The organism is Labedella gwakjiensis, from assembly GCF_003014675.1.
Lineage (GTDB): Bacteria > Actinomycetota > Actinomycetes > Actinomycetales > Microbacteriaceae > Labedella > Labedella gwakjiensis.
In genome coordinates this window covers 3492215-3515548 of record NZ_PYAU01000001.1, presented here as the reverse complement: position 1 = coordinate 3515548, position 23334 = coordinate 3492215, and the positions used below count along the sequence as shown (strand labels likewise).

Below are 23334 nucleotides of genomic sequence, written 5' to 3'. Positions count from 1 at the left end.
GAGATGCTCATGGACGTCGAAGAAACCCTCGTCCTCGTCAAGCCCGACGGGGTCGCCCGCAATCTGACCGGTGAGATCCTGCGCCGCATCGAGGCGAAGGGGTACTCTCTCGTCGACATCCGCATGATCGAGCCCGACCGCGCCCTGCTCGCCCAGCACTACGCGGAGCACGAGGGCAAGCCGTTCTATGAGCCGCTCGTGGAGTTCATGCTCTCCGGGCCCGTCGTCGCACTCCGCGTGGCCGGGAACCGCGTCATCGAGGGCTTCCGCTCGCTCGCAGGGACGACCGACCCGACGACCGCTGCGCCTGGGACGATCCGTGGTGACTTCGGTCGCGACTGGGGACTGGCCGTGCAGCAGAACCTCGTGCACGGGTCTGACAGCCCGGAATCCGCGTCACGAGAGCTCGGTCTCTGGTTCGCATCCTGACGCGAGCGTCGCCGCTGTATCGACGGCCCGGACCCGGTGAGGGTCCGGGCCGTTTTTGCGGTTATCGGACTAACACCCCGGTGCGGTGGGGTCCGCGTCGCAGTCGTCCGGCACGTTGACAGTCTTTGCGGTACCTACGTAAACGTCGACGGTGTTGGCGGAGGACACGGTCCCCTCGACGGTGATCCACTCTCCGTCTCCGAATCGGAAGGCGACGGAGTAGTCGACGGCCAACGAGACCTCGACTGTTCCACGATCCGAGTAGGTGTGTGACGTGTCGGTTTCGGAAAAGCGGGGGACGCCGAGGTTCTCCCACGTCGCGCCGGGAGTGGAGAAGACGTTCTGAGAACCATCACCCCAGTCCCACCGGTACGCCGTCGGTGTGAACCGGACGGTCACGGCGTGACCGAGGAGGGTTCCGTCGTGGGTGTTGGTGGTGGTCTCGGCGATCGCGTTGGCGGGTCGTCCGCGAAGGGCCCAGCCGTCGGGTTCCATGTGGATGGCGGGTGTGGTGGGGGTGAAACTGGCGAGATCGGTGAGGGTGATGCTCCGGGTGCCGGTGTCTCCACACCGGTCGCTGCGGCAGGTGCCGAGAGTGTCGGTGATTTGTGTGGGGTCAACGCCGGTTCCAGGGGAGCTCGTATCTGGGTTCGGAGATACTCCAGATCCGCCGGGGCTGGAAGGAGACGGGCCCCCGTTCTCCGTGTTTTGCGTGCCGGTGAGGTCCGCCGAACCGCCAGAAGCGCCAGCGTCGATGCAGAGCCCCGATACGGCGCTGGCTTCGACGCAGGCTGCCGTCAGGGCGATATTTCCGGGAAGGGTCGCCGCTGCTAAGAGGTGGGTTACGAGCAGTACGTGGGCGAGGGCCATTGGTTCATTTCAGTGATGAGGAGCGTTTCAGAGTCGGACGAATTCGGGGTGAAGTACACGATGAGGGCGACCCGTAGGACCCGATCCGGTACGTCGAGGGGTTCTCCGTCCTGGTTCACGACTTCCGTCCGAGAGAGGTCTCTGCAGAGCGTGATGACGGTCGCGTCTGGCCAGTCCTTTAGCGGCGGGTCTTCCACCAAGACGACGGAATCGAAAGAGGTCGTCCCCGACACCCGCTGCTCCGAGTAGGTGGCATCCTGTTCGGCCAGAGTTGCGAAGTACTCATCCGTGACAAGTGGCTTCAGCGAATCGAGAGAAGTCGAGCCAGACGAGTACCCGTCAAACGCCGCGTTGAAAACGGTGAAGGCGTCGATTGCGGCGGCGAGATCCGCGGACTGAGTGTCCGACGCGACGGGTGTTGGCGTCTTCGTTGTCCCTGGATCTGCAGCGCATGCCGATGCGGTCAGTGCCAGTGCGAATGTGGCGATGAGCGCGCCGAGTTGCTTGGTCAATCGTGTTTCCCCCACGTCGAACACCCTAAGGCCCGGAGGAACTCCGCGTGTGGCCCCGTCCACAAGCCCCGCGAGACGTCGAGCGAGCGCTTCCCTGATGTCATCCGGTGCGTGTGAGTGGTGGCCCGGTGCGGGTCTTCGTGGTGTGCGTCCGGTCGGGGTGGCCGGGTCCGCGGACGTGGGGGATCCCGTCCGACATCGTGAGTCGCCAGGGCCCTCTGTCGATGTTCTGGTGGTGCCCCCAGCACAACAGGACCCCGTTGTCGGTGTGAGTCTCACCGCCGGCCCGCCAGGGAATCACGTGGTGGACTTCGCACCATCCCGCGGGCGTGGTGCACCCAGGGATGACGCACCCGCCGTCGCGGGCGGTGATCGCCCTGCGTTGCGAGGAGGTGAAGCACCGTTGCACAGACCCGAGGGACAGGATCCGCCGGTCCGGGTTCATCGTGACGGTCTGGATGCCACGGGAGTCGGTCATCTTCTCGATCGCGTCGACGGAGATCGGGGTATCGACGCCATCGATCGATCCGACGCCACGACCGGAGTCGAGCACCGTCTGTGTCACGGTGACGATGATCGCGGGAGCTGCCCCGGCCAGTTCGGGGGCGTCCTTCACGCGCGACGCGGCGCTGACGATGTCGGCCAACGTGTCGTGGCGTCTCTGCGCCGGAGTGCGATCATCCACGGACTCCACGGACTCCACGGACTCGGCGGCCTCCACGGGTCGGGTCGTGTCATCCAGCTGCCGTGGACCGTCGGTGAACGTGACTTTACGGACGTGGGCGTCGATGAGGCGCTTCAGGCCCGCGCCGATCTCCAACGTAAGCAAGCCATGAACAGGGATGAGCCCATCGTGGGTGTCCGGTCCGATCGTGAACCGCCGCTTCCGCCTCGCGACCTCTTCGCGAGGCCTGACCCCGTCGGGATCGATCGCTTCGACGAACAGGTGCGCCTGTCCGCGGACGAGGTCCGCGCGCAGCGGCGGGTGATCCGGGGATCCCTCTGCGAGGTGAACGAGGGCTTCCTCGGCCTCGGCGATCACGACCGGATCGATCCGCGGTGAGACCCCCTCGAGGGCATCGGTCAGGATCGTCGCGGCATCGACACCGAGGTTCCCCGCGGACACGGCCCGAGCGACGGAGGGATAGACCGACCTGGTCTCCGCGCCGGTCAGCGACAGCCCGGCATTCAGCGTGGCACCGAGCCGGATCCGTCGCTTCGCGTCCCGATCCGCCAACCCGGTGAGCGTCGCGACAGCGTCGACCGCTGACGCAAACCTGAGAGCGGCGAGAGCGTCGACGGGGCCGCCGGTGCGCTGCTCCGCGTCCCCGGCCAACGCGACGCGGGCCGCGTCGACGAGGCGGCCGAGACGCTCCACGTCACGGACCATCATCATCCACTCGGAGGTCGACAACCGGCCGGGAACGAGGCCGGCGACGGGCGCGGTGAGGACCTCGGTCGCGTGGGCGACCGCGTCCTGGAGAGCCGCGCCGTGGGTGGTCATGCGTCCAGTGAACACGACACCACCGACACTCGCGAAGGTATCCGTAAAAGGAGTCAGAAACTCGGACGGATACTCCCTGTGGACGACAGGTCACGTCTTCGATGCGATGCCCATCGACACCCCCTCCGGCCGTCTTCAGCGATCCCGGGAGCGGGCGCGAGCTCGCGATTATCGCTCATTGACGGGCTCAGGATCGGGGGCATCGACGGGCTCGGGATCGAGCGGAGCGACGGCTGACGCCGACCGCGAGGGGGCGTTAGAGCCGGTTCAGGACGTCCAGTTGAAGTTGTGCGATCACCGCGACGACGACGTACGCGAGCACCGTCGCGAGCGGCACCCAGCGCAAGAGCACACGACCGGCGCGACGGGCACGGGCGCCGAGGGGGAGAGCTCCCTCGGCGAGCACGTAGGACGTGACGGCGAAGAAGGACGGGATCGTGACCGACCACGTCACCATGCACCACGGGCAGAGCGTGCCGAGGACGAAGATGCTCTGGGAGATGAGCCAGACCACGAAGGTGATCGCGCCGACGAACCCGAGCCAGAAGAGCATCCAGAACCACCGCGCGAACCGGGCACCCGAGAGCAGCGCGACACCGACGACGATCGGGGCGATCCAGGCAGCGAGCCCGAGGATCGGATTGGGGAAACCGAAGAGGGAGCCCTGTGGGGAGTTCAGATTCTCCGAACACTGGACGAGGACGCTGAAGTCGCATCCCGCGGCGCGCCCGGGATTCTCGAGCGCCTCGAACTTCTCGATCGTCAGCGAGAAGGCAGCCCACCACCCGACGACTCCCGACACGATGAGCAGCAGGGACAGGGCTATGGGGCGTCGCCCCTGCGAGGTCGGGATCACCGCTCGATTATGGCACCGCGACTCTCGGAGGAACCCGAGGGAACATGCAGATCCAGCGGTCCGTGCGATAATGACGTCAGACGAGTTCGGCCCGCGCGTCGAACAACGTCGTCAAGGTTTTTCAGGCTCGGCCCCCGGAGAACGGGAACCGGTGCAGTTCCGTCGATGCGACGCATCGCGGCCAGCAGCGCCGGTCCGGATTCGAGGGCTCCTCGCTCGTCGAGGGGTCTGAAGTAGTCGGTCACGAAGGCCGACGGTGCGCGACACGGGTGAGCCACAGAGCACACCCCCGTCGCCATGGACACAGGATTCGCTCGGACCGCCTCGGCGGAGTCGAGCTGGAAGATTCCCGGGGCGAAGGCGCGGCTCACCCGGATGAGGAGTACACCAGAGATGGTGAAAGACAACGAACAGTCAGCCGGCGCAGCCGGAAACACTGAGGCCGAGGACGTCACGCCGGAGCGGGGCGAGAGCCTCACCGTCGAGACCGTCGACCAGTCGGCTGGTCCACAGAACGCGGAGGCAGGACAGCCGGTTGCACAGGCCGACGTCCTCGACACCTCGGGCGCACCGGTCGACGAGTCGGCCGATGACGAGTCGATCAACGCCGACCGCAGCGGCGATCGCACGGTCGACGTCTCCTCTGAGTCCGCCGACGCGGTAGCCGATCCCGCCGGAGACCCGTTCGCCGGAGTGGCCATGAGCACCACGACGCTCATCTTCCATGCCCCGGCGATCGCGCCCCTGCCCGCTCTGACTCGCGACGACCGTCCCGACCTCGACGACGATGACGAGGACGACGACGAGCGCGGATCGAACGTCCGGCGCCGATCGCGCCGCCGTCGCGGCGAGGACGGCGGACGGGGGAGCGGCGAGCAGCAGCAGTCGTCCAACCGCGGCCGCCCGCAGCGTGAGCCGGAACTCATCACCGAACCTCAGCGGGTCAAGGGTTCGACGCGTCTGGAGGCGAAGAAGCAGCGCCGTCGCGATGGCCGTGACGCCGGCCGGCGTCGCACCGTCGTGACCGAGGCTGAGTTCCTGGCGCGCCGCGAGTCCGTCGACCGCGCCATGGTCGTGCGGTCCAAGGACGGGCGCATCCAGATCGGCGTCCTCGAGGACGGTGTCCTCGTCGAGCACTACGTCGCACGCAATCAGGACGCCTCGCTGATCGGAAACGTCTACCTCGGCCGTGTCCAGAACGTGCTCCCCAGCATGGAGGCCGCCTTCGTCGATATCGGACGTGGACGGAATGCCGTGCTCTACTCCGGAGAGGTCGACTGGGACGCCGCCGCCGAGAACTCCAGCGAGGGCAAGAACCAGCCCCGTCGCATCGAACTCGCGCTCAAGCCGGGCGACAAGGTGCTCGTGCAGGTCACCAAGGACCCTGTCGGGCACAAGGGTGCGCGTCTCACCAGCCAGGTGTCGCTGCCCGGACGGTACCTCGTGTACGTCCCCAACGGATCGATGAACGGCATTTCGCGCAAGCTTCCGGACACGGAACGCGCGCGCCTCAAGCGCATCCTCAAGGAGGTCTTGCCGGAGAGCTCCGGCGTGATCGTGCGGACGGCGGCGGAGGGTGCGACCGAGGAGCAGCTGACGGTCGACGTCAACCGCCTCACGTCGCAGTGGACCGAGATCAGTCACTACGCGGAGTCCGCTCAGGCGCCGGCGCTGCTCCACTCGGAGCCCGACCTCCTCATCAAGATCGTCCGCGACGTGTTCAACGAGGACTTCCAGCGCCTCGTGATCGCCGGCGACGACGCCCTCGAGACGATCGAGACGTACGTGCGCCAGGTCGCGCCAGACCTCGTCGACAGGATCGAGCGGTACGAGGGTCAGCGCGACGTCTTCGACGAGTTCCGCGTGAGCGAGCAGATCGAGAAGGCGCTCGACCGGAAGGTCTGGCTGCCCTCCGGCGGTTCGCTCGTGATCGACCGCACCGAGGCCATGACGGTCGTCGACGTCAACACGGGGAAGTTCGTCGGCTCCGGCGGCAACCTCGAGGAGACCGTCACGAAGAACAACCTCGAGGCCGCCGAGGAGATCGTCCGTCAGCTGCGTCTGCGCGACATCGGCGGCATCATCGTCGTCGACTTCATCGACATGGTCCTGGAGTCGAACAGGGACCTGGTCCTGCGTCGCCTCGTCGAGTGCCTGAGCCGCGACCGCACGAAGCACCAGGTGGCCGAGGTCACGACCCTCGGTCTCGTCCAGATGACGCGCAAGAAGCTCGGTCTCGGGCTGCTCGAGTCGTTCAGCGAGCCGTGTGAGACCTGCGCGGGCCGAGGGGTCATCGTTCACCACGAGCCCGTGGCCAAGGGCGGTCGCCCGGTTCACTCGTCCGGTGGCCAGCAGAACGGCTCGGATCGCCGCCGCAAGGGTGGACAGAACGGCAACGGCGGAGCCAACGGCGGGCAGAACGCGCCCCAGCAGGCTCCGGCCGCCAAGGCCGCACCTCACGCCATCACCGACGACGCCAAGAACGCGCTCGCTCAGATCGCCGCCTCGACCATCCACCACACGGGTGCGTCCGCTGCGGACGAGTCCACCGACGGGCAGGTCGAGAAGGCACAGCCCACCGTCGAGTCGATCGACGCCGTCGAGGTGGACGGCACGGCTCTGTCCGTCGAAGCCACCCTGGCTGACGCGGGGTCCGCCGTCTCCGGGTCCGCCGTCTCCGGGTCCGCCGACACCGATTCCGTCGAGACCGGGTCGACGGCGGCGTCCGGATCGCCGGACAACGACGCCGAACTGCCCTCTGAGGATGCCGCCGTGGCTGCGACCGAGCCCGTCGAACGTCGTGCACCGCGCACCCGAGAGCCCCGCAAGGGACGCCGCGGTGGCCGGGCGTCGTCGGACAGCGTGCTCGGACCGGTCGAGACGAGGGAGCCGTCCGGATCGCCTCTCGCGATCCTTGACATCCCGATCGCACCGGCAGGCTCGTCGTCGCAGCGTGTCGACAAGCGCGCAGCTGAGGACCTCCTCGGCTCCGTCCTCGACGCCCTTCCGGAGCCGAAGCGTCCCGGTCGGGGACGCGGTCGCAGCCGACGTGTGACGACGGCCGCTCTCACCGGCACCCCGATCTCGCACGAGGACGAACAGGGCTGATCCCCGCGCGCTGAGCCCGTCGATGCGATCCCGACACGTCGGGTCCCGTCGACGGGTTCAGCACGCTTCAGCGGTCCTTCGCGCGGATCCGCAGGCCGGAAGCGATCAGCCGTCGGGTCAGTTCGTTCGCCGATACAGCCACGGCACCCGCGGCCACGAGGCGATCCTGCTCCCGTGCCGGCACGTCGTAATGGTCGAGATCGAAGCTCCGGGACGGGAGTCCGGCGGCTCGCGCGAAGCGGTGCAGTTCGTCGATCGACGTGTCACTCACGAGGTGCGACCACAGGGTTCCGTGGGCCGGCCACAGCGGGGGATCGATGAAGACCGTCATATCCGGAGTCTACGAGCCGCGCCGCGCCGCGCGTCATTTGCCGGGAACGGCTCCGATGACGTAAACTCGACCCTTGGTGCGCGCAGCTTATCCCTGCGATCGAACCGTAGTTTTCTGAACCGACAGACTTTCCTTCCCACGAGGTCTGGCGCGGGCAGTGACACTTTCCAAATCGAAGCCAGCGAGCGCGAGCTCCCGGGAGAAGTAGGTACGAAGTGGTTTACGCAGTAGTGCGAGCCGGCGGTCGCCAGGAGAAGGTCGAAGTCGGCACCATCGTGACGATGGACCGCGTCAAGGCGGACAAGGATGGCAAGCTCACGCTCGCCCCCGTCCTCCTCGTCGACGGTGACACGATCACGTCCGACGCGAAGTCGCTCGAGAAGGTCGTCGTGTCGGCCGAGGTCATCGAGAACCTCCGCGGACCGAAGATCATCATCCAGAAGTTCAAGAACAAGACCGGCTACAAGAAGCGTCAGGGGCACCGTCAGGAGCTCACGCGCGTCAAGGTCACCGGAATCAAGTAGCCAGAGGAGAGACAGACATGGCACACAAAAAGGGTGCGAGCTCCACTCGCAACGGTCGTGATTCCAACGCTCAGCGACTCGGCGTGAAGCGCTTCGGTGGTCAGGTCGTCCTCGCGGGCGAGATCATCGTGCGTCAGCGCGGAACGCACTTCCACCCCGGCGTCAACGTCGGTCGTGGCGGCGACGACACGCTCTTCGCGCTGTCGGCTGGCTCGGTCGAGTTCGGCCAGAAGGGCGGCCGCAAGGTCGTCAACATCGTGGCGGCAGCCGCAGCCGAATAGTCGGCGCTTTCCGCCTCGCGGCGGTTCTTCAGGCAGGGGCGAGCTTCGGCTCGCCCTTGTCCGTTTATCGGGGTCCATCCCCGCCAGTACGAAACGTCCCCCGACTTCGGAGGGACGGAATGATCCATGAGATCGAAAAGGAAGTGGTTCGATGGTCACCTTCGTCGACGAGGTGACGCTGCATCTCCGGGCCGGCAACGGCGGTAACGGCTGCGTCTCCGTACGCCGTGAGAAGTTCAAGCCCCTCGCAGGACCGGATGGCGGCAACGGCGGCAACGGCGGGGACATCGTGCTCGTGGCCGACCCCCAGACCACGACCCTGCTCGGCTACCACCGCGCCCCCCACCGCTCCTCGCAGAGTGGCGGATTCGGGATGGGCGACTACCGGAACGGCACGACGGGGGAGACACTCGAGCTCCCGGTGCCCGTCGGTACCGTCGTTCGGAGCGCCGACGGCGAAGAGCTCGTCGACCTCGTCGAGCCAGGAATGCGCATCGTCGTCGCCCCCGGCGGTCAGGGCGGGCTCGGCAACTCGGCCCTCGCGAACACGAAGCGCAAAGCGCCCGGGTTCGCGCTTCTCGGCACGCCCGGTTGGGAGGGCGACGTCGTCCTCGAACTCAAGACCGTCGCCGACATCGCTTTCGTCGGATACCCCTCTGCCGGCAAGTCGAGCCTCATCGCCGCCGTCTCGGCCGCGAAGCCGAAGATCGCCGACTACCCGTTCACGACACTCGCTCCGAATCTCGGTGTCGTCCAGGCCGGCGAGGTGCGGTTCACCGTCGCGGACGTGCCCGGACTCATCGAAGGGGCGAGCGAGGGCAAGGGTCTCGGCCTCGACTTCCTCCGCCACGTCGAACGCTGTTCAGCGCTGCTGCACGTCCTCGACTGCGCGACCCTCGAGCCCGATCGCGATCCGATCTCGGACCTCGATGTGATCCTCGGCGAACTCGAGGCGTACCCGGTGCCGGACGGCCAGACGCCGCTCACCGAGCGTCCGCAGCTCATCGCACTGAACAAGGTCGACGTGCCCGACGCACGTGAACTCGCCGACATGGTACGTCCCGAGCTCGAGCGCCGCGGATTCAAGGTGTTCGAGATCTCGGCCGTGAGCCACGAGGGACTCCGTCAGCTGACCTTCGCCCTCGGCGACATCGTGTCGGCCGATCGCGCCTTGAAGGCGGCCACCCCGGCGCCCGAGCGGATCGTCATCCGTCCGACGGCCGTCGACGAGCAGGGCTACGAGATCAAGGTCGAGGGTGGCACGTACGGTCCCGTCTACCGGATCCTCGGTGCGAAGCCGGAGCGCTGGGTCGCCCAGACCGACTTCACGAACGATGAGGCGATCGGCTTCCTCGCCGACCGGCTCGCGAAGCTCGGTGTCGAGGACATGCTCATGAAGAAGGGCGCCGTCGCCGGATCGACCGTCGTCATCGGGCCCGGAAGCGGCATCGTCTTCGACTGGGAGCCCACCCTCACGTCGGCGGCCGAACTCATCACGACGCCTCGTGGAGCCGACGCCCGACTCGACACCAACGACCGCCCGACCCGCGGTCAGCGTCGCGACGCCTACTTCGACCGGATGGACGCCAAGGCCGAGGCCCGTGCAGAGCTCGAGCGCGAACGCAAGGCCGGCCTCTGGCAGGACGGTGACGACGAGCAGAACGAACCCCTCGACGACGATGACGCTCGCTGACCGATCGGCGGTGCGGGCGGCGCGCCGCGTCGTCGTGAAGGTGGGGTCGTCGTCGATCAGCGGGGAGAACTCCGGAGCGATCGAACCCCTCGTCGACGCCATGGCGTCCGCCCACTCGCGAGGCACCGAGATCATCCTCGTGTCATCGGGCGCCATCGCGACGGGGATGCCGTTCCTCCGGCTGTCGTCCCGACCGACGGATCTCGCCACCCAGCAGGCTGCGGCAGCGGTCGGACAGAACCTCCTCGTCAACCGGTACCAGCAGAGCCTCGACCGGTTCGGCATCGTCGCCGGGCAGGTCCTCCTCACCGCCGGTGACCTCGAGAACGCGACGCACCGCAGCAACGCGCAGCGGGCAATGGAGCGTCTCCTCGGTCTCCGCATCCTTCCGATCGTGAACGAGAATGACACGGTCGCGACGCACGAGATCCGTTTCGGTGACAACGACCGGCTCGCGGCGCTGGTGTCGATCCTCGTCCAGGCGGACGCCCTCGTCCTCCTGAGCGACGTCGACGCCATCTACACCCGTCCTCCGGCTGAGCCCGGTGCCGAACGCATCACCACCGTGATCGACGACTCGGACCTCGACGCCGTCACGTTCGGCGAGTCCACGAGCGGGGTCGGAACAGGGGGAGCGTCGACGAAGGTCAGCGCCGCCCGTCTGGCTGCGTCCTCGGGCACGGGTGTTCTCGTGACGTCGACTGCGCGTGTCGCAGAGGCCCTCGACGGGGCCGACATCGGTACGTGGTTCCGGCCGACGCCTCGGTCGTCCTGAGCGGTCTCGGGCCACTCGACCGGTGGTCCGACACAAGAGCGGCGTGATCGTGACCGCTCGCTAGAATCGGCGCATGACCGAAGTGACCGTCGAGACCTCTCTCCTCGAGCGATTCCACGCCGCTCGTGCGGCGTCCATCGCCCTCGCCACGACGACTGGGCTCGAGCGCAGCACAGCTCTCCTCGCGATCGCGGACGCGATAGACGCACGCACCGACGACATCGTGGATGCGAACGGCCTCGACCTCGCCAACGGACGGGAGAACGGTCTCTCGACGGCACTGCTCGATCGGCTGTCGCTTTCTCCGGAACGTGTCGCCTCCTTGTCAGCGTCGGTGCGCGAGATCGCAGCGCTCCCGGATCCGCTCGGTCAGACGGTCAGGGGCTCGCGTCTGGCGAACGGTCTCAAGATCGACCAGGTCCGCGTGCCGTTCGGCGTCGTTGGCGCGATCTACGAGGCACGACCCAACGTGACGGTCGACATCGCCTGCCTGGCCCTCGCGAGCGGAAACGCCGGCATCCTCCGCGGCGGCTCAGCCGCCGAGCGCAGCAATGCCGTGCTCGTCTCGATCATCCGATCGGCCCTCGACTCGGCGGGGCTCCCCGCCGACGCCGTCCAGACCATCGACGACTTCGGGCGGGAGGGTGCGTCGGCCCTCATGCAGGCGCGCGGTTTCGTCGACGTGCTCGTGCCTCGGGGGAGTGCCGGCCTCATCGAGACGGTCGTGTCGTCGTCGACCGTCCCCGTCATCGAGACGGGAGCCGGCATCGTGCACATCGTGCTCGATCGGTCGGCCAGGGAGGACTGGGCCGTCGACATCGTGCACAACGCCAAGGTGCAACGCCCCAGCGTCTGCAACAGCGTGGAGACGCTCCTCGTCCACGCCGACGCCGCGCGGAGGCTCCTGCCTCCCGTGCTCGACCGCCTCGCCGCCGCCGGAGTCACCGTTCACGGGGACGAAGCGACGCGGTCCATCTGGCCCGCCGCTCTACCGGCGAGCGACGACGAGTGGTCGACCGAGCACCTCAGCCTCGACATCGGCGTGCGAGTCGTGGACGGGCTCGACGACGCCGTCGCCCATATCCGTCGCTACTCCACGGGACACACGGAGTCGATCATCACGGAGGATCTGGCCGCGGCCGAACGATTCCTCGCAGAGGTCGACTCGGCCGTCGTCATGGTCAACGCGTCTACACGCTTCACCGACGGAGGCGAGTTCGGCTTCGGCGCCGAGGTGGGCATCTCCACCCAGAAGCTCCACGCTCGCGGCCCGATGGGCCTGTCGGAGCTCACGAGTACCAAATGGATCGTCCGAGGCAACGGTCAGAGTCGCTCCTGACTCCTCCCGCCCGCCGCGTGTGGGGTCGTCGGGCCGGACGGTGAACGGATAGACTGACGAGGCGCCAGATGCGCACGAACGAAACGGAGCTCGGATGTCGATGGTCGCGGTGTCGATGATGGTGAACCTGGTCGCCGAGGCTGAGGCGCACCACAACGAGCTGCCGATGCCGGCCGTCATGTTCGGGGTCGTCGCTGCGGTGGTCTTCGCGATCCTCGGTTTCGTCATGTTCACCTACCGGGACGTCGCGAACCGTCGCCCCGGGGCGAACTCGTCCTCCGCGACCCAGCACGGTGGCGCGGACGCGCACGGTCACGACTCGACCGCCAGCGGACACTGACGCGAACGACGTGGTGGCTGAGACGCGTCGCCCGCGGATCGGGGTGATGGGCGGAACCTTCGACCCGATCCACCACGGCCACCTCGTGGCTGCGAGCGAGGTCGCGACGTCCTTCGATCTCGATGAGGTCGTCTTCGTCCCCACCGGTCAGCCCTGGCAGAAGACGGTCGTCACGGAGAGCGAGCATCGCTACCTGATGACCGTCATCGCGACGGCAGCGAACCCGCGCTTCACGGTCAGCCGGGTCGACATCGATCGCGATGGTCCCACATACACGATCGACACGCTTCGCGATCTGGCTGCTGCGCGACCGGATGCCGACCTGTTCTTCATCACCGGGGCCGATGCCATCGCGCAGATCCTCAACTGGAAGAACGTCGAAGAATTGTGGTCGCTCGCCCATTTCGTCGCCGTGAGCAGGCCAGGACACGCGCTGTCCGTTTCGGGATTGCCGAGCAGGCGCGTAAGCTTGCTGGAAGTTCCGGCCCTGGCGATATCGTCGACGGACTGTCGGAGCCGGGTGAGCCGGGGGTTTCCGGTCTGGTATTTGGTTCCTGATGGCGTCGTCCAGTACATCACCAAACACCACTTGTATCGGAGTAGCACATGACCACGCCCGCTGAGGAGCAGCCGCTCTCGCGCCGGCAGCTGCGTGAGCTGCAGAAGTCCGGTCGACCCTCCTCGACCGGCACGCGCGCACCGACCGACGCACCAGACGTCGAACCGACCACCGCTGAGCCCTACGCGAAGGTCGCGCCGACCGACGAGGTCATCGAGACGGCGGAGATCGTCTCGTCGTCGTCGGGCGACACGGTCGACGAGTCGGCTCCCGTGCCGACGGGCGCTCCCGAGGTCACCGCGCACGAGAGCGATCCCGTGGTCCCGGCGATCCCGGCGGACGGCGTACCACTGACCCGTCGACAGGCGCGCGAGCTCGAACGAGTGCGCACGGCGTCCATCTCCGTCATCGGGGCAGACCAGGGCTCGTCATCCGATGAGACCGGCGAGGTCGTGACGGCGGAGGCGATCGAGGACCCGACGGGGGAGCACGCCCCTGTGGTCGCCCCGGAAGCCGAACTCGCGGTCGTCGAGAAGGGCGCCTCCGAGACGGGCGATCTGACGGAGGCGGTCGTCGATGTCGACCCCGCGCCGGCGGAGGCGACGGATTCCGGAGGACAGGACACGTCGGAGCCCGCGACGATCGTGGCCGGTGATTTCGGCGAGGCCGCCCTCGAGACGGACACCGACCCGCTCGCCGAGGAGCAGCCGTTCGACGAGCTCATCGCCACCGGTATCGCCGAGGCTGAACAGACACCCACGACATCGAGCACGCTCATCGTCGGATCACCGATGACCACCTTCACGGGTCCTATCGGTGGCACGGGGGAGATCATGGTCACGGGATCGATCGACCTTCCGCGAACTCTCACCGGAACAGCCGACCCGGGCTCGGGCGGCGATCGCGCGGATTACGACCGGTCGCTCGATCACGAGCCGCCGGCACCCCCCACCGCCGGGACCCCCGTGTCGGCGTCGCGCGCCGTGAGCACCCACACGTCGGCTCGCGACATCATCGCTCCGCCCGCCCGTTCCAAGAGACCGAGCATCGTGCCCGTTCTCGCGATCATCGCCGGTGTCCTCATGGTCGCCGTGCTCGCGGTGGTCGTCACCAGCCTGCTCACCGGAACACTCTGAGTCGGCACGCATCGAGTCAATACGCGCTGACTGGGGACATCCCCCGTCGGCGCCCCTCGGCTCGACCCATCTCGATCGGATACCGCGCACGCCGGCCCGAATTCCGCACGCCTGAGGTTCAGGAGGAACCTGAATGACCGCAACAATCGAAGCCCGCGAGATGCTCGCGATCGCCGCCGACGCGGCGTCGTCGAAGTCCGCCGAGGACCTCGTCGCCCTCGACGTGTCCGAACCCCTGCCGCTCGTCGACATCTTCCTGCTCGCCACGGGCCGGAACGAGCGCAACGTCGTCGCCATCGCCGACGAGATCGAGGATCGTCTCATCGCGTCGGGAACGAAGGCCGTGAGGCGGGAGGGCAAGGCCGAGGGACGCTGGATCCTCCTCGACTTCGGAGATCTCGTCGTCCACGTCTTCCACGAGGAGGAGCGGCTGTACTACTCGCTCGAGCGCCTCTGGAAGGACTGCCCGGTCGTCCCGATTCCCGAAACAGCGGCGATGACCGGAGCCGTGTCTCCCGATTCGCCCACCGCTTGATCCTGTTGTAGGATCGATGAGTTGCCTCCTCCGGGAGGGAACGAATCTGGGTCTGTGGCGCAGCTGGTAGCGCACCTGCATGGCATGCAGGGGGTCAGGGGTTCGAGTCCCCTCAGATCCACCGAATTCATCAGTTCTCATCAGAGTCGAACCCCCGCGATGCATCAGCATCCGGGGGTTTCCTGGTTCGAGTCGGCTGTGCTCATCGTCGGTGCTCGTCAGAGTCGAACCCCGTGGCTTATCGAGTCGAACCCCGTGGTTCATCGGAGTCCGCTCGAACGGAGAACCCACTGGCCCCAGAAGCGTCACGGGGGTTCGAGTCTGTCCTCCTCAGGTGGCGATCGGGGTCTTCGGGCGGATGAAGCCGGCGCGGATCAGGACGAGATAGACCTGGCAACCGAGGCAGAAGCCCACGAACGCCTGCAGGAACGACGCGATCACGATGAATGCCGCGGCCACGGCGAGGCCGAAGGGCACGCCCGCAGCGTGGAGTACGAGTCCAATGGTCGAGATCACGAAGCCGACGAGCAGAGCGAAGCGGGGCGGGCGCGGGTCCTCCACATCGGCTGGTCCGAGGTGAGGCCGGATGACCGTCCGGAAGACGGCCGCGAATGGATGCGCTCCGTTGCCGAATACCGTTCCAGCCCCGAAGGACGCCCAGAGGACGATGAGGAGCAGGAACTCTGGGCCGGCGAGGCGGGCCGTGATGCTTTCTTCCAGAGGACGGAGGAGCGCCACGAGCAGGACGATCACGGCGAGGACGAACGTATACCCCCCGACGAACCGAGGGGCGCGGACATCGATCGGACGAGACGGCGGTTTCTGGGGCATCGAGACGGTCCTTTCCAGGGCATGGTGCGATCAGCGGACGGGGATCGAGGACAGCCCGTCGAGCACATCGGTGAGGGCATCGAGCCGGGGGCTCCCGCCGATCCGCGATACGAGCCGGCCCCGACGATCCAAGACGAACACCGTCGGGGTCTGCAGGATGCGCAGCCGCGAAGCGAGCTCTGCATCGTGCGTCAGATCGACGTCGAGGTAGGTCAGCTCCTCCCGATCCGAGGTGATCCTCTGCAGCAAGCGGCGAGTCGCGGGGCAGCTGCTGCAGAACTCCGTGGAGAACTGGACGAGGGTGGCCGTCCGTCCGAGCACGTCGAGGCCCGGCAACTGCCCGGGTGCGAACGACGAGTCGTCTCCGGGTCGTGCGCGACCCGTCGTCGAACGGAGGACGATCGCGATCGCGGCGGCGACGGCCAGGACAGCGGCGGTGATCGAGAGGGCGGCGAGGGGCTCCACTCCATCACGCTACGACCGGATCGAGCGTCGTGGAGCAGTGTGACGATCGATGACGCGCCGACGTCGCGCAACGGTTGTCGGGGGCTCTCGATACCGTGGCCCCATGGGACGAATCCTCTTCGACACGGCGACGAGCATCAATGGGTGGATAGCCGACGAGGCCGGCTCGCTGGACTGGCTCTTCGCCGTGGAGAACGGTGATACCCCGGATGAGGAGCTCTTCCCCTCCGGCGCAACCGTCCTCGTGGAAGGTTCGAGCACCTACGAATGGCTTCTGGCCGAGCAGGACATCCTGGCTCATCCGGAGAAGTGGCGTGAATTCCACGGCGAGAAGACGACGTTCGTGTTCACTTCGCGATCACTGCCCGTGCCGGAGGGGGCGGACATCCGCTTCGTCTCGGGTTCCGTCGCCGACATCCTGCCCGAGATCCGCCGCGTCGCCGGCGACGGGGACATCTGGGTCGTGGGCGGAGGCGACCTCGCCGGGCAGTTCCTCGACGCCGACGCTCTCGACGAGATCGCACTCTCGGTCGCTCCGGTCGCGTTGACGGGCGGAGCAGCGCTGTTCCCGCGTCGCGTCGAAGCCGACCGTCTGCGGCTCGTCTCGGCGACCGCGGTCGGCCAATTCGCCCGCCTCGTCTACACGGTGAGGGGGACCGCGCCGCAGAACGACCCGACGGAGCCGCGGTGAGGACTGCCGATCGTGCACGCTAGCGTTGAGGCGTGAACAAACGGTCCCGTCCCAGCGCCGCTGCCCGCTTCTTCACAGGGGCCGGCTACTTCTGGCGAGGCTTCGCGGTCTGGGGCACTCGTCCGAGCCTGATGGCCCTCGGTGCCGCTCCGGCCCTCATCGTCGGCGCGCTCGTCGTGGCGGCGCTCGTCGCCCTCGGGTTCTTCGTCGACGACCTCGTCGTTCTCCTCACGCCCTTCGCCGACGGCTGGGCCGCCGCGCTTCGGAACACCGTCCGGCTCGCCGCCGGAGCCGCGATCGTCGTCGCAGCGCTCCTCCTCGTGGTCGTGACCTTCACGGCGCTCACGCTCGCCGTCGGTGATCCCATCTACGAGCGCATCTGGCTGCGCGCGGAACGCGACCTGGGGGAGTTCGACGGCCCGGTCGAGTTGCCGTTCTGGGCAGGTATCCGCCGGGCCACGGCGTCGGGCCTGCGGCTCGTGGGATTCACCGCCGTCGCCGGCCTCGTCGTCTTCGTGATCGGTCTCATCCCCGTGGCCGGCACGGTCCTCGGCCCCGTCTGCGGATGGACCGTCGGAGGGTGGGCGATCGCACGAGAACTTCTCTCGCGGCCCGTCGACGCGCGAGACCTCGACCGCCGCACGGAGACCGCGATGCGAGCGGCCGATCGCCCGCTCGTCCTCGGGTTCGGGCTCATGGTCTACGTGGTGTTCCTGATCCCGTTCGCCGCCATCGTCGCGATGCCCGCCGCGGTCGTCGGTTCGACGTTCCTCTTCCGCCGCCTCGCGAAGCCGTTCGAAATTGCTCAGGCGAATCGGGAATAGACGCCGGATCTATTCACTTGCATCCAGTTGAGCCGGGACGGACTCGGCTCGATGAAGGAGATCCGCACACAATGACTGCATCCTCGACGATCGACATCCCCGGCTACAAGGTCGGCACCTGGGCTCTCGACCCCTCCCACAGCGAGGTCGGCTTCAGCGTCCGCCACATGATGATCAGCAAGGTCAAGGGAACGTTCGGAACCTTCTCCGGGTCGTTCACGACCGCCGAGAACCCCACCGACTCGACCGCCACTGCGAGCGTCGACGTCGCCACCATCAACACGAAGGACGAGGGCCGCGACGCCCACCTCCGTTCCGCCGACTTCTTCGACGCCGAAACGTACCCCACGATCGACTTCGTCTCGACGGGTGCCCGCGACGAGGACGGCGACCTCAAGGTCGACGGCAACCTCACGATCAAGGGAATCACCAAGCCCGTGACGTTCGACTTCGAGTTCGGCGGCTTCGGTCAGGACCCGTTCGGCAACTACAAGGGCGGCGCGACGGCTCAGACCGTCATCAACCGCGAGGACTTCGGCCTCACCTGGAACGCGGCCCTCGAGGCCGGCGGCGTGCTCGTTGGCGAGAAGGTCACGATCACGCTCGACCTCCAGGCCGTCCACCAGGCCTGATCACCCCTCGGCCTCTGAACGGCCGACGATCTCCTCACGCACCCGTCGGAGGTCCTCGAGAAGAGAACCGATCAGGATCCAGTGATCCGGGTTCGCTCGTGGGACCACGACGGGTGCTGTGAGGAGCGGGGGCTCGAGGTCCTCCTCCGGCACCGTCCCGAGCCCCGCATCGACGACCCCGCGCAGATCGTGGCCGGCTCGCTCGAGCTGCGAGGCGATCTCGGCGACCACCGGGTCGTCGATGAGAGAGCCCTCGTACTCGTCATGGATGTTCCGCGTCATCCCGACGACGCGATTGACGAGGGCCGTGAGCCGTGCAAGCAACTCGTCCGTCTCGGCCACGAGCGGGCCAACGCTCCCTCGACGCGGGTTGAGCGACAGCGACTCCTCGGCCTCCGTCACCGCCGTCACAGCTTTCTCCCGCATGGGCCGCAGGAGTCGTGCCTGAATCATGAGCGTCTCGAGCTCCGCCCGTCCGATCGGGCGTCGAAGCGCGCGACCGAGCTCCTCCAGGTGATCGGCGACCGCCCGTCCCAGAAGGTCGACGGCCTCGCGAGCCGGGCCGATCGCGACGGGCGGCACGATCAGCGCGTTGATGACGAGCGCCGTCGCCGCGCCGATGAGGGTCTCGACGATACGGAGAGCCGCATACTCCGGCGTCGCGGCACCGAGGGCGAGCACGAGCATGGCGCTGATCGCGACCTGATTCGCCGACGTCGGCGACAGCCGCAGCGCCCATGAGGCGAAGATGGCGACGACGATCGCCACGATCACGATCCAGCCGGCGGACCCGAGCGCCAACGACACGCCGGTGGCGATCGTCACCCCCGCCACGACTCCGATACTGCGTTCGAGCGCCTTGACGAGGGTCTGGTTCACGCTCGGCTGAACGACGATGAGCGCGGCGACGGCGGCGAACACGGGGAGTTCACCGGGCAGTGCGATACCGGCGATCAGCCACGCGAGCACGGTCGCGAGCGACGTCTTGACCGCCTGCAGCAGGGGGATCCGGCGGGCGGATCGGACGGCGCGGGCTGCGGCGAGGCGCCTCACTGGCCGTCCGACGGATCGACCGGGTCCATGAGCTCCCTGCCCGTGTTCGCCACGTTTCCGACCGCCTTCGAGACGGGGTGGAAGGCGACGCCGGCGACGACGGAGTCGCTCGCCTCGAGGACGCGGTCGAGGAGCGAAGCGTCACCTGCGGTCGACGGATCGATCCAGGTCTCGGCCACGTCGTCGCTCAGCATGACCGGCATGCGGTCGTGGATGTCGGAGAGCGCTCCGCTCGACGCACGCGTCATGATCGACGTGGACAGTAACCAGCGCGCGGGGTCGTCGTCCGCAGCGGCGGGATCCCGCCACCAGGAGTACAGGGCCGCGAACGAGAACAGTGCGCCGTCGTCCGGTCGGATGAAGTACGGCTGCTTGCCCGCGGCGCTCGTCCGCCACTCGTAGTAGCCCGTGGCGGGGACGAGCGCGCGCCTCGAACGGACGGACTGACGGAACGCCGGTCTAACGGCCGCCGACTCGATGCGGGCGTTGAACATCCGCGCTCCCATCGACGGATCCTTGGCCCACGATGGGACGAGCCCCCACCGAGCACCCTCGAGACGCGTCGCGACGGTGCCGTCGTCGTCCGCCGACTCGATCACCACGGGTACCCGTGTGGTCGGGGCGATGTTGAAATTGGGACCGGGGAGGTCCTCTCCCGGTCGATCGACATCGAAGATCGTGAGGAGTTCGTTCGACTCCTTGGCCACCGCGTATCGCCCGCACACAGCTTCAGGCTACTCCGCCAATGCGGGCACGCGCCCGCCCGGCGTCACTCGATCCCGTGGCGAGACAGTCGCTCGAGCAGTCCGGCTCCGTCCGGTGCGTAGACCCACGGCGGTGAGTCTCCGCCGTGCTCCTCCGCCTTGGAGCGACCACCGGCCAACACGGCTTCCGACGCCGAGAGCTGCCGGATGGCCACAGCTCTGACGTTCTCCGGGTGGTTCGCGGCGAAGTCGCCGTAGAGGTCTTCGTCGTGCTGTCCGTCGTCACCCACGAGCAGCCAGGAGATATCAGGGAACTCCTCGGCGAGCCGGAGCAGGTTCGTGCGCTTGTGCTCGCGACCCGATCGGAAGATCCGCTCCGGCGTCGGTCCCCAGTCCGTGAGAAGGATCGCCCCGTCCGGGTAGAGGTTCCGGGACAGGAAGCGCGTGAGAGTGGGGGCGACGTTCCACGCACCGGTGGACAGGTAGATCATCGGGGCGCCCTCGTGATCGCGCATGATGCGCTCGTAGAGCACGGCCATCCCCGCGACGGGCGTGCGCGCATGCTCGTCGAGGACAAACGTGTTCCACGCGGCCACGAAGGGCCGGGGGAGGGCCGTGACCATCACCGTGTCGTCGATGTCGGAGAGGATCCCGAACCGTACGTCAGGCGCCACGATGAAGACGGGCGCTTCGACCGGTTCCGATCCGTCGGCGCTCAGCGAGATCCGCTGCCACCCAGGAGGCAACTCCGCCTGCACGACGGCGTCGACGAGTCCGCCGCGATCGGCGACGACGGTGTGCTCCGTCTCGCCGACGCGCACGGTCACCGTGCTCGAGACGACAGGAATGCTCGTGAAGCTGCGCCAGCCGCGGAGGGAGCGTTCCGGCTCGTCCTCGACCTCAGGCTTCGCGAGCAGAACGCGGCAGAGGACGCGGACCCAGGTCGTGGACCCGTATCCGGCGAACGGGATGACGGTGGGAACGAGCCCGCGTTTCACACCGCGGCCGTGTCGCCAGGCGAGAAACGCGTCGTCGATGCGCGCCGCTCGGTGGAGCCTCGTCGCGAGTGCGCTGGGAAGGGTGCCTTCGGGGGTCGGTGCCACGAATCCAGTCTTTCATGAGGTTGACCCCCGGCCGCGACCCCTGGCACGGCCGGACGACACTGTGCCGCGCTGTCTGCGGGGAACGACGCGGCGCCGTCTCGTTCCGCTCAGACGGTGTCGTCGTCGGAGTCGGCCGTACCGGCGGTTCTCCGCATGTGGCGTGCCTCAGCCCGCGCGAGAAGCTTCCGAACGAGCATCACGACGAGCAGGAAGGCGACGATCACGGCGACGAAGAGATAGCCGGCGTAGTGCAGCCGATCGGAGAGCTCGCGGTAGCCACCGGCTGCTGCCGAGCCGATCGACACATACGCGAGGGCCCAGATGACGCACGCCGGAGCGGTCCAGGAGATGAATCGGCGGTAGCTCATGGCGCTCATGCCGACCGTGAGGGGGATGAGCGAGTGGAGGACGGGGAGGAACCGGGAGACGAAGACGGCGATGCCGCCACGACGCGCGAGATAGGTTTCCGCGCGCACCCAGTTGTGCTCGCCGATGCGGCGACCGAGGCGCGATGACCGGATGCGAGGACCGAAGAAGCGCCCGAGTGCGAAGCCGATGCTCTCACCCGCAAGGGATCCGACGATGACGGCGATCACGAGGGACCAGTACTCGATCCGAGAGTCGACGCCCGTACTCGCCACGATGACGATCGAGTCACCCGGCACGATGAGCCCGACGAGGATGCTCGTCTCGAGCAGGATTCCGATACCGGCGATGATCGTGCGGACGACCGGATCGACGCTGCCGACGGCGTCGAGGATCCAGGTCAGCGCGTCGTTCACGGTGCGAGCCTACGCGACGAGGCTGAAGGTGAGCAGGAGTGCGAGGGGCAGCAGGAGGAGGGCGATCGCACCAGCCATGATGGCGCTCCGTCGTCCCCGATCCAGGGGCGGGGGCCCGTCGACGAGACGACGGATACGGGTCGTCGCCACCCGGGTGTCGACGCGATAGTCGCGCGCGGGCGAGTCGACGTCGGCGGGGGCGGCCGGAGCGCCGGCGGAGCCGATGAGTGCGATGGCGCTCGCCAGTTGCCGGCTGTCCACCACGGTCCGCGCGTGATCGTCGGCGATGAATTCGACCAGGGCCTCCACGGCGATCTCGGCGAGGTGAGCGATGGGGAACCACGGCAGGGCATTGCCCCAGGACCGGAAGCTCAGGAGGACGAGGGCGTGCTGCTGCTGGAGGTGCGCGCGCTCGTGCTCGAGGACGGCACGGAGCTCGTCTCGATCGAGGAGCTCGAGGAGCCCGTCGGAGAGGACGGTGACGGACCGGAACGCGCCGGGGAGGCAGTACGCGACGGGCGCCGGGTGGTCGAGTCGGCGTGTTCCCGGCTCGCCCGGCACGGGATCGCTCAGCAGTGTCACGAGGTCGAGGTGACGACGGCGCTGGCGCTCGGTGCGGACGAAGGTGGACGCGAGGTTCAGGAGGAGATGGCCCGTCAGGAGGACGGCGAAGCTCAGGGACCCCACCTGGAAGATGGTGGCGCCCTCGGGGATCCGGCCGGCGAGAGTCTCGTCGACGAGGGCCGAGAGCGCCTCGAGCGGAGAATCGCCGTAGGCGGAGAGGCCGAACAGGAGGAGCGAGCCGATCATCGAGAGCCCACCGGTGAGCGCGATGGACTGCCACAGGAACAAGGCCGTGCTGGGTGCTCGCGACGGCCAGCTCGCTCGCGAGAGTCGGGCGGGGATGGGCCATGCGAGAGCCCATGCCAGAACAGCCAGGACGATCGTGAACGCGATCATGTGGTCGGTCCGGTCAGCTGCGGTGCCGGCCCCGTCGACGAGAACCGGCGCGGCAGCGTCACTCGGGGGCGCCGCCGTCGCGCGGGCGATCCAGGAGTCCGCGGAGAGCCGCGGCCTCCTCTGGGCTCACCTGTCCGAGGAAGCGGGCGAGGACCTCGCTCCGATCGGTCGACGAACCGAGGATCTCGTGCATGAGATCGGCCGTGTGGTCGGCGTGGCTCGACGACGCCTTGTACAGGTGCGGGCGCACGGTGCGGTCGCGCACGACGAGCCCCTTGTGCTCGAGGCGCGAGAGCACGGTGAGCACGGTCGTGACGGCGAGCTGTTTGCCGCTGGTGTCGCGCGCGCGCTCTTCCAACGTCTCCTGAAGTTCGGTGGCCGAGAGGGATCCCTCCGCCGCCCAGAGAGCGTCCATGATGCTGCGCTCGAGCTCGCCCAGTTGTGCCATGTGAACAGAGTACCGCTCGATCGCAATTTGTTCTACACTCCGTAGAAGA

26 protein-coding genes, 1 tRNA gene and 1 pseudogene are annotated in these 23334 nt (G+C 67.7%); 15 read left to right on the top strand and 13 right to left on the bottom strand.

Annotation, left to right across the window (positions count from 1 at the left end; genetic code table 11):
- Nucleotides 1–9: 9 nt before the first annotated feature.
- Nucleotides 10–429: a nucleoside-diphosphate kinase gene (ndk, locus tag CLV49_RS16560; RefSeq protein ID WP_106565180.1), complete on the top strand. Its 420-nt coding sequence runs from the start codon at nucleotides 10–12 to the stop codon at nucleotides 427–429.
- A gap of 69 nt (nucleotides 430–498) precedes the next feature.
- Here the strand turns inward: ndk and CLV49_RS18220 are convergent, their stop codons facing one another.
- From CLV49_RS18220 to CLV49_RS16540, 4 genes are all read right to left on the bottom strand, one after another.
- Complete coding sequence (locus CLV49_RS18220) at nucleotides 499–1299, bottom strand: hypothetical protein (RefSeq protein WP_127054229.1); 801 nt, start codon at nucleotides 1297–1299, stop codon at nucleotides 499–501.
- A complete protein-coding gene (locus tag CLV49_RS16550; protein ID WP_127054231.1) occupies nucleotides 1272–1811 on the bottom strand; it encodes a hypothetical protein in 540 nt (179 codons plus the stop codon). Before CLV49_RS16550 ends, CLV49_RS18220 begins: the two co-directional genes overlap by 28 nt.
- A gap of 100 nt (nucleotides 1812–1911) precedes the next feature.
- Entirely contained in the window at nucleotides 1912–3315 is a 1404-nt protein-coding gene (locus tag CLV49_RS16545; protein WP_106564523.1) for an HNH endonuclease signature motif containing protein, read from the bottom strand.
- A 256-nt stretch (nucleotides 3316–3571) separates the two neighbouring features.
- Nucleotides 3572–4171, bottom strand: a complete 600-nt coding sequence (locus CLV49_RS16540) for a vitamin K epoxide reductase family protein (RefSeq protein WP_106564522.1) — start codon at nucleotides 4169–4171, stop codon at nucleotides 3572–3574.
- 393 nt (nucleotides 4172–4564) lie between these two features.
- Between CLV49_RS16540 and CLV49_RS16535 the strand changes: the two genes are divergently transcribed.
- Entirely contained in the window at nucleotides 4565–7279 is a 2715-nt protein-coding gene (locus CLV49_RS16535) for an Rne/Rng family ribonuclease (RefSeq protein WP_341810421.1), read from the top strand.
- A 70-nt stretch (nucleotides 7280–7349) separates the two neighbouring features.
- On the opposite strand, the pseudogene CLV49_RS16530 reads toward CLV49_RS16535, so the two are convergent.
- A pseudogene (locus CLV49_RS16530) lies at nucleotides 7350–7610 on the bottom strand (DUF4031 domain-containing protein); the annotation flags it as partial.
- 215 nt (nucleotides 7611–7825) lie between these two features.
- Here CLV49_RS16530 and rplU point away from each other — a divergent pair.
- The 10 genes from rplU (at nucleotide 7826) to CLV49_RS16480 (ending at nucleotide 14913) form a co-directional block, all read left to right on the top strand.
- Nucleotides 7826–8134 (top strand): 50S ribosomal protein L21, encoded by a 309-nt coding sequence (gene rplU, locus CLV49_RS16525; protein WP_106564519.1) that lies wholly within the window; start codon nucleotides 7826–7828, stop codon nucleotides 8132–8134.
- A 17-nt stretch (nucleotides 8135–8151) separates the two neighbouring features.
- Nucleotides 8152–8415, top strand: coding sequence for a 50S ribosomal protein L27 (gene rpmA / locus CLV49_RS16520; RefSeq protein ID WP_106564518.1), 264 nt, complete (start codon nucleotides 8152–8154; stop codon nucleotides 8413–8415).
- Between the two features lie 151 nt (nucleotides 8416–8566).
- Entirely contained in the window at nucleotides 8567–10108 is a 1542-nt protein-coding gene (gene obgE / locus CLV49_RS16515; RefSeq protein ID WP_106564517.1) for a GTPase ObgE, read from the top strand.
- Nucleotides 10095–10883 carry a glutamate 5-kinase gene (gene proB, locus CLV49_RS16510; protein WP_106564516.1) on the top strand — a complete coding sequence of 263 codons (789 nt, stop codon included), beginning with the start codon at nucleotides 10095–10097 and terminating at the stop codon, nucleotides 10881–10883. Before obgE ends, proB begins: the two co-directional genes overlap by 14 nt.
- 73 nt (nucleotides 10884–10956) lie before the next feature.
- On the top strand, nucleotides 10957–12222 hold the full coding sequence (locus CLV49_RS16505; protein ID WP_106564515.1) for a glutamate-5-semialdehyde dehydrogenase: 1266 nt from the start codon (nucleotides 10957–10959) through the stop codon (nucleotides 12220–12222).
- A 94-nt stretch (nucleotides 12223–12316) separates the two neighbouring features.
- Nucleotides 12317–12562, top strand: a complete 246-nt coding sequence (locus CLV49_RS16500) for a hypothetical protein (protein WP_208019762.1) — start codon at nucleotides 12317–12319, stop codon at nucleotides 12560–12562.
- Between the two features lie 13 nt (nucleotides 12563–12575).
- Nucleotides 12576–13172 (top strand): nicotinate-nucleotide adenylyltransferase, encoded by a 597-nt coding sequence (gene nadD / locus CLV49_RS16495; protein WP_106564514.1) that lies wholly within the window; start codon nucleotides 12576–12578, stop codon nucleotides 13170–13172.
- The gene (locus CLV49_RS16490) at nucleotides 13169–14257 is read left to right on the top strand and encodes a hypothetical protein (RefSeq protein ID WP_106564513.1); all 1089 of its coding nucleotides are present in this window, start codon (nucleotides 13169–13171) and stop codon (nucleotides 14255–14257) included. Before nadD ends, CLV49_RS16490 begins: the two co-directional genes overlap by 4 nt.
- Before the next feature lie 133 nt (nucleotides 14258–14390).
- On the top strand, nucleotides 14391–14792 hold the full coding sequence (gene rsfS, locus CLV49_RS16485; RefSeq protein ID WP_106564512.1) for a ribosome silencing factor: 402 nt from the start codon (nucleotides 14391–14393) through the stop codon (nucleotides 14790–14792).
- 48 nt (nucleotides 14793–14840) lie between these two features.
- Nucleotides 14841–14913: transfer RNA gene (locus CLV49_RS16480), tRNA-Ala, on the top strand.
- Nucleotides 14914–15122: 209 nt separating this feature from the next.
- Here CLV49_RS16480 and CLV49_RS16475 read toward each other — a convergent pair.
- Both CLV49_RS16475 and CLV49_RS16470 read right to left on the bottom strand, forming a co-directional pair.
- Nucleotides 15123–15623, bottom strand: coding sequence for a DUF4395 domain-containing protein (locus CLV49_RS16475; protein WP_106564511.1), 501 nt, complete (start codon nucleotides 15621–15623; stop codon nucleotides 15123–15125).
- A 30-nt stretch (nucleotides 15624–15653) separates the two neighbouring features.
- Entirely contained in the window at nucleotides 15654–16088 is a 435-nt protein-coding gene (locus CLV49_RS16470) for a thioredoxin family protein (protein WP_106564510.1), read from the bottom strand.
- Nucleotides 16089–16191: 103 nt separating this feature from the next.
- Between CLV49_RS16470 and CLV49_RS16465 the strand changes: the two genes are divergently transcribed.
- The 3 genes from CLV49_RS16465 to CLV49_RS16455 all read left to right on the top strand — a co-directional run bounded on the left by CLV49_RS16465 (nucleotide 16192) and on the right by CLV49_RS16455 (nucleotide 18235).
- Nucleotides 16192–16779 carry a dihydrofolate reductase family protein gene (locus CLV49_RS16465; protein WP_106564509.1) on the top strand — a complete coding sequence of 196 codons (588 nt, stop codon included), beginning with the start codon at nucleotides 16192–16194 and terminating at the stop codon, nucleotides 16777–16779.
- A gap of 32 nt (nucleotides 16780–16811) precedes the next feature.
- Nucleotides 16812–17603: an EI24 domain-containing protein gene (locus CLV49_RS16460; RefSeq protein WP_106564508.1), complete on the top strand. Its 792-nt coding sequence runs from the start codon at nucleotides 16812–16814 to the stop codon at nucleotides 17601–17603.
- A gap of 71 nt (nucleotides 17604–17674) precedes the next feature.
- A complete protein-coding gene (locus CLV49_RS16455; protein ID WP_106564507.1) occupies nucleotides 17675–18235 on the top strand; it encodes a YceI family protein in 561 nt (186 codons plus the stop codon).
- Here CLV49_RS16455 and CLV49_RS16450 read toward each other — a convergent pair whose 3' ends face one another.
- The 6 genes from CLV49_RS16450 to CLV49_RS16425 form a co-directional block, all read right to left on the bottom strand.
- Nucleotides 18236–19288, bottom strand: coding sequence for an FUSC family protein (locus tag CLV49_RS16450; protein WP_106564506.1), 1053 nt, complete (start codon nucleotides 19286–19288; stop codon nucleotides 18236–18238).
- Nucleotides 19285–20013, bottom strand: coding sequence for an SOS response-associated peptidase (locus CLV49_RS16445; protein ID WP_106564505.1), 729 nt, complete (start codon nucleotides 20011–20013; stop codon nucleotides 19285–19287). The genes CLV49_RS16450 and CLV49_RS16445 overlap by 4 nt, the downstream gene beginning before the upstream one ends.
- 44 nt (nucleotides 20014–20057) lie before the next feature.
- Nucleotides 20058–21095 carry an App1 family protein phosphatidate phosphatase gene (locus tag CLV49_RS16440; protein WP_106564504.1) on the bottom strand — a complete coding sequence of 346 codons (1038 nt, stop codon included), beginning with the start codon at nucleotides 21093–21095 and terminating at the stop codon, nucleotides 20058–20060.
- 107 nt (nucleotides 21096–21202) lie between these two features.
- Nucleotides 21203–21877 (bottom strand): DedA family protein, encoded by a 675-nt coding sequence (locus tag CLV49_RS16435; RefSeq protein WP_106564503.1) that lies wholly within the window; start codon nucleotides 21875–21877, stop codon nucleotides 21203–21205.
- A gap of 9 nt (nucleotides 21878–21886) precedes the next feature.
- A complete protein-coding gene (locus CLV49_RS16430; protein ID WP_106564502.1) occupies nucleotides 21887–22837 on the bottom strand; it encodes a M56 family metallopeptidase in 951 nt (316 codons plus the stop codon).
- Nucleotides 22838–22895: 58 nt separating this feature from the next.
- On the bottom strand, nucleotides 22896–23285 hold the full coding sequence (locus CLV49_RS16425; RefSeq protein WP_106564501.1) for a BlaI/MecI/CopY family transcriptional regulator: 390 nt from the start codon (nucleotides 23283–23285) through the stop codon (nucleotides 22896–22898).
- Nucleotides 23286–23334 lie beyond the last annotated feature (49 nt).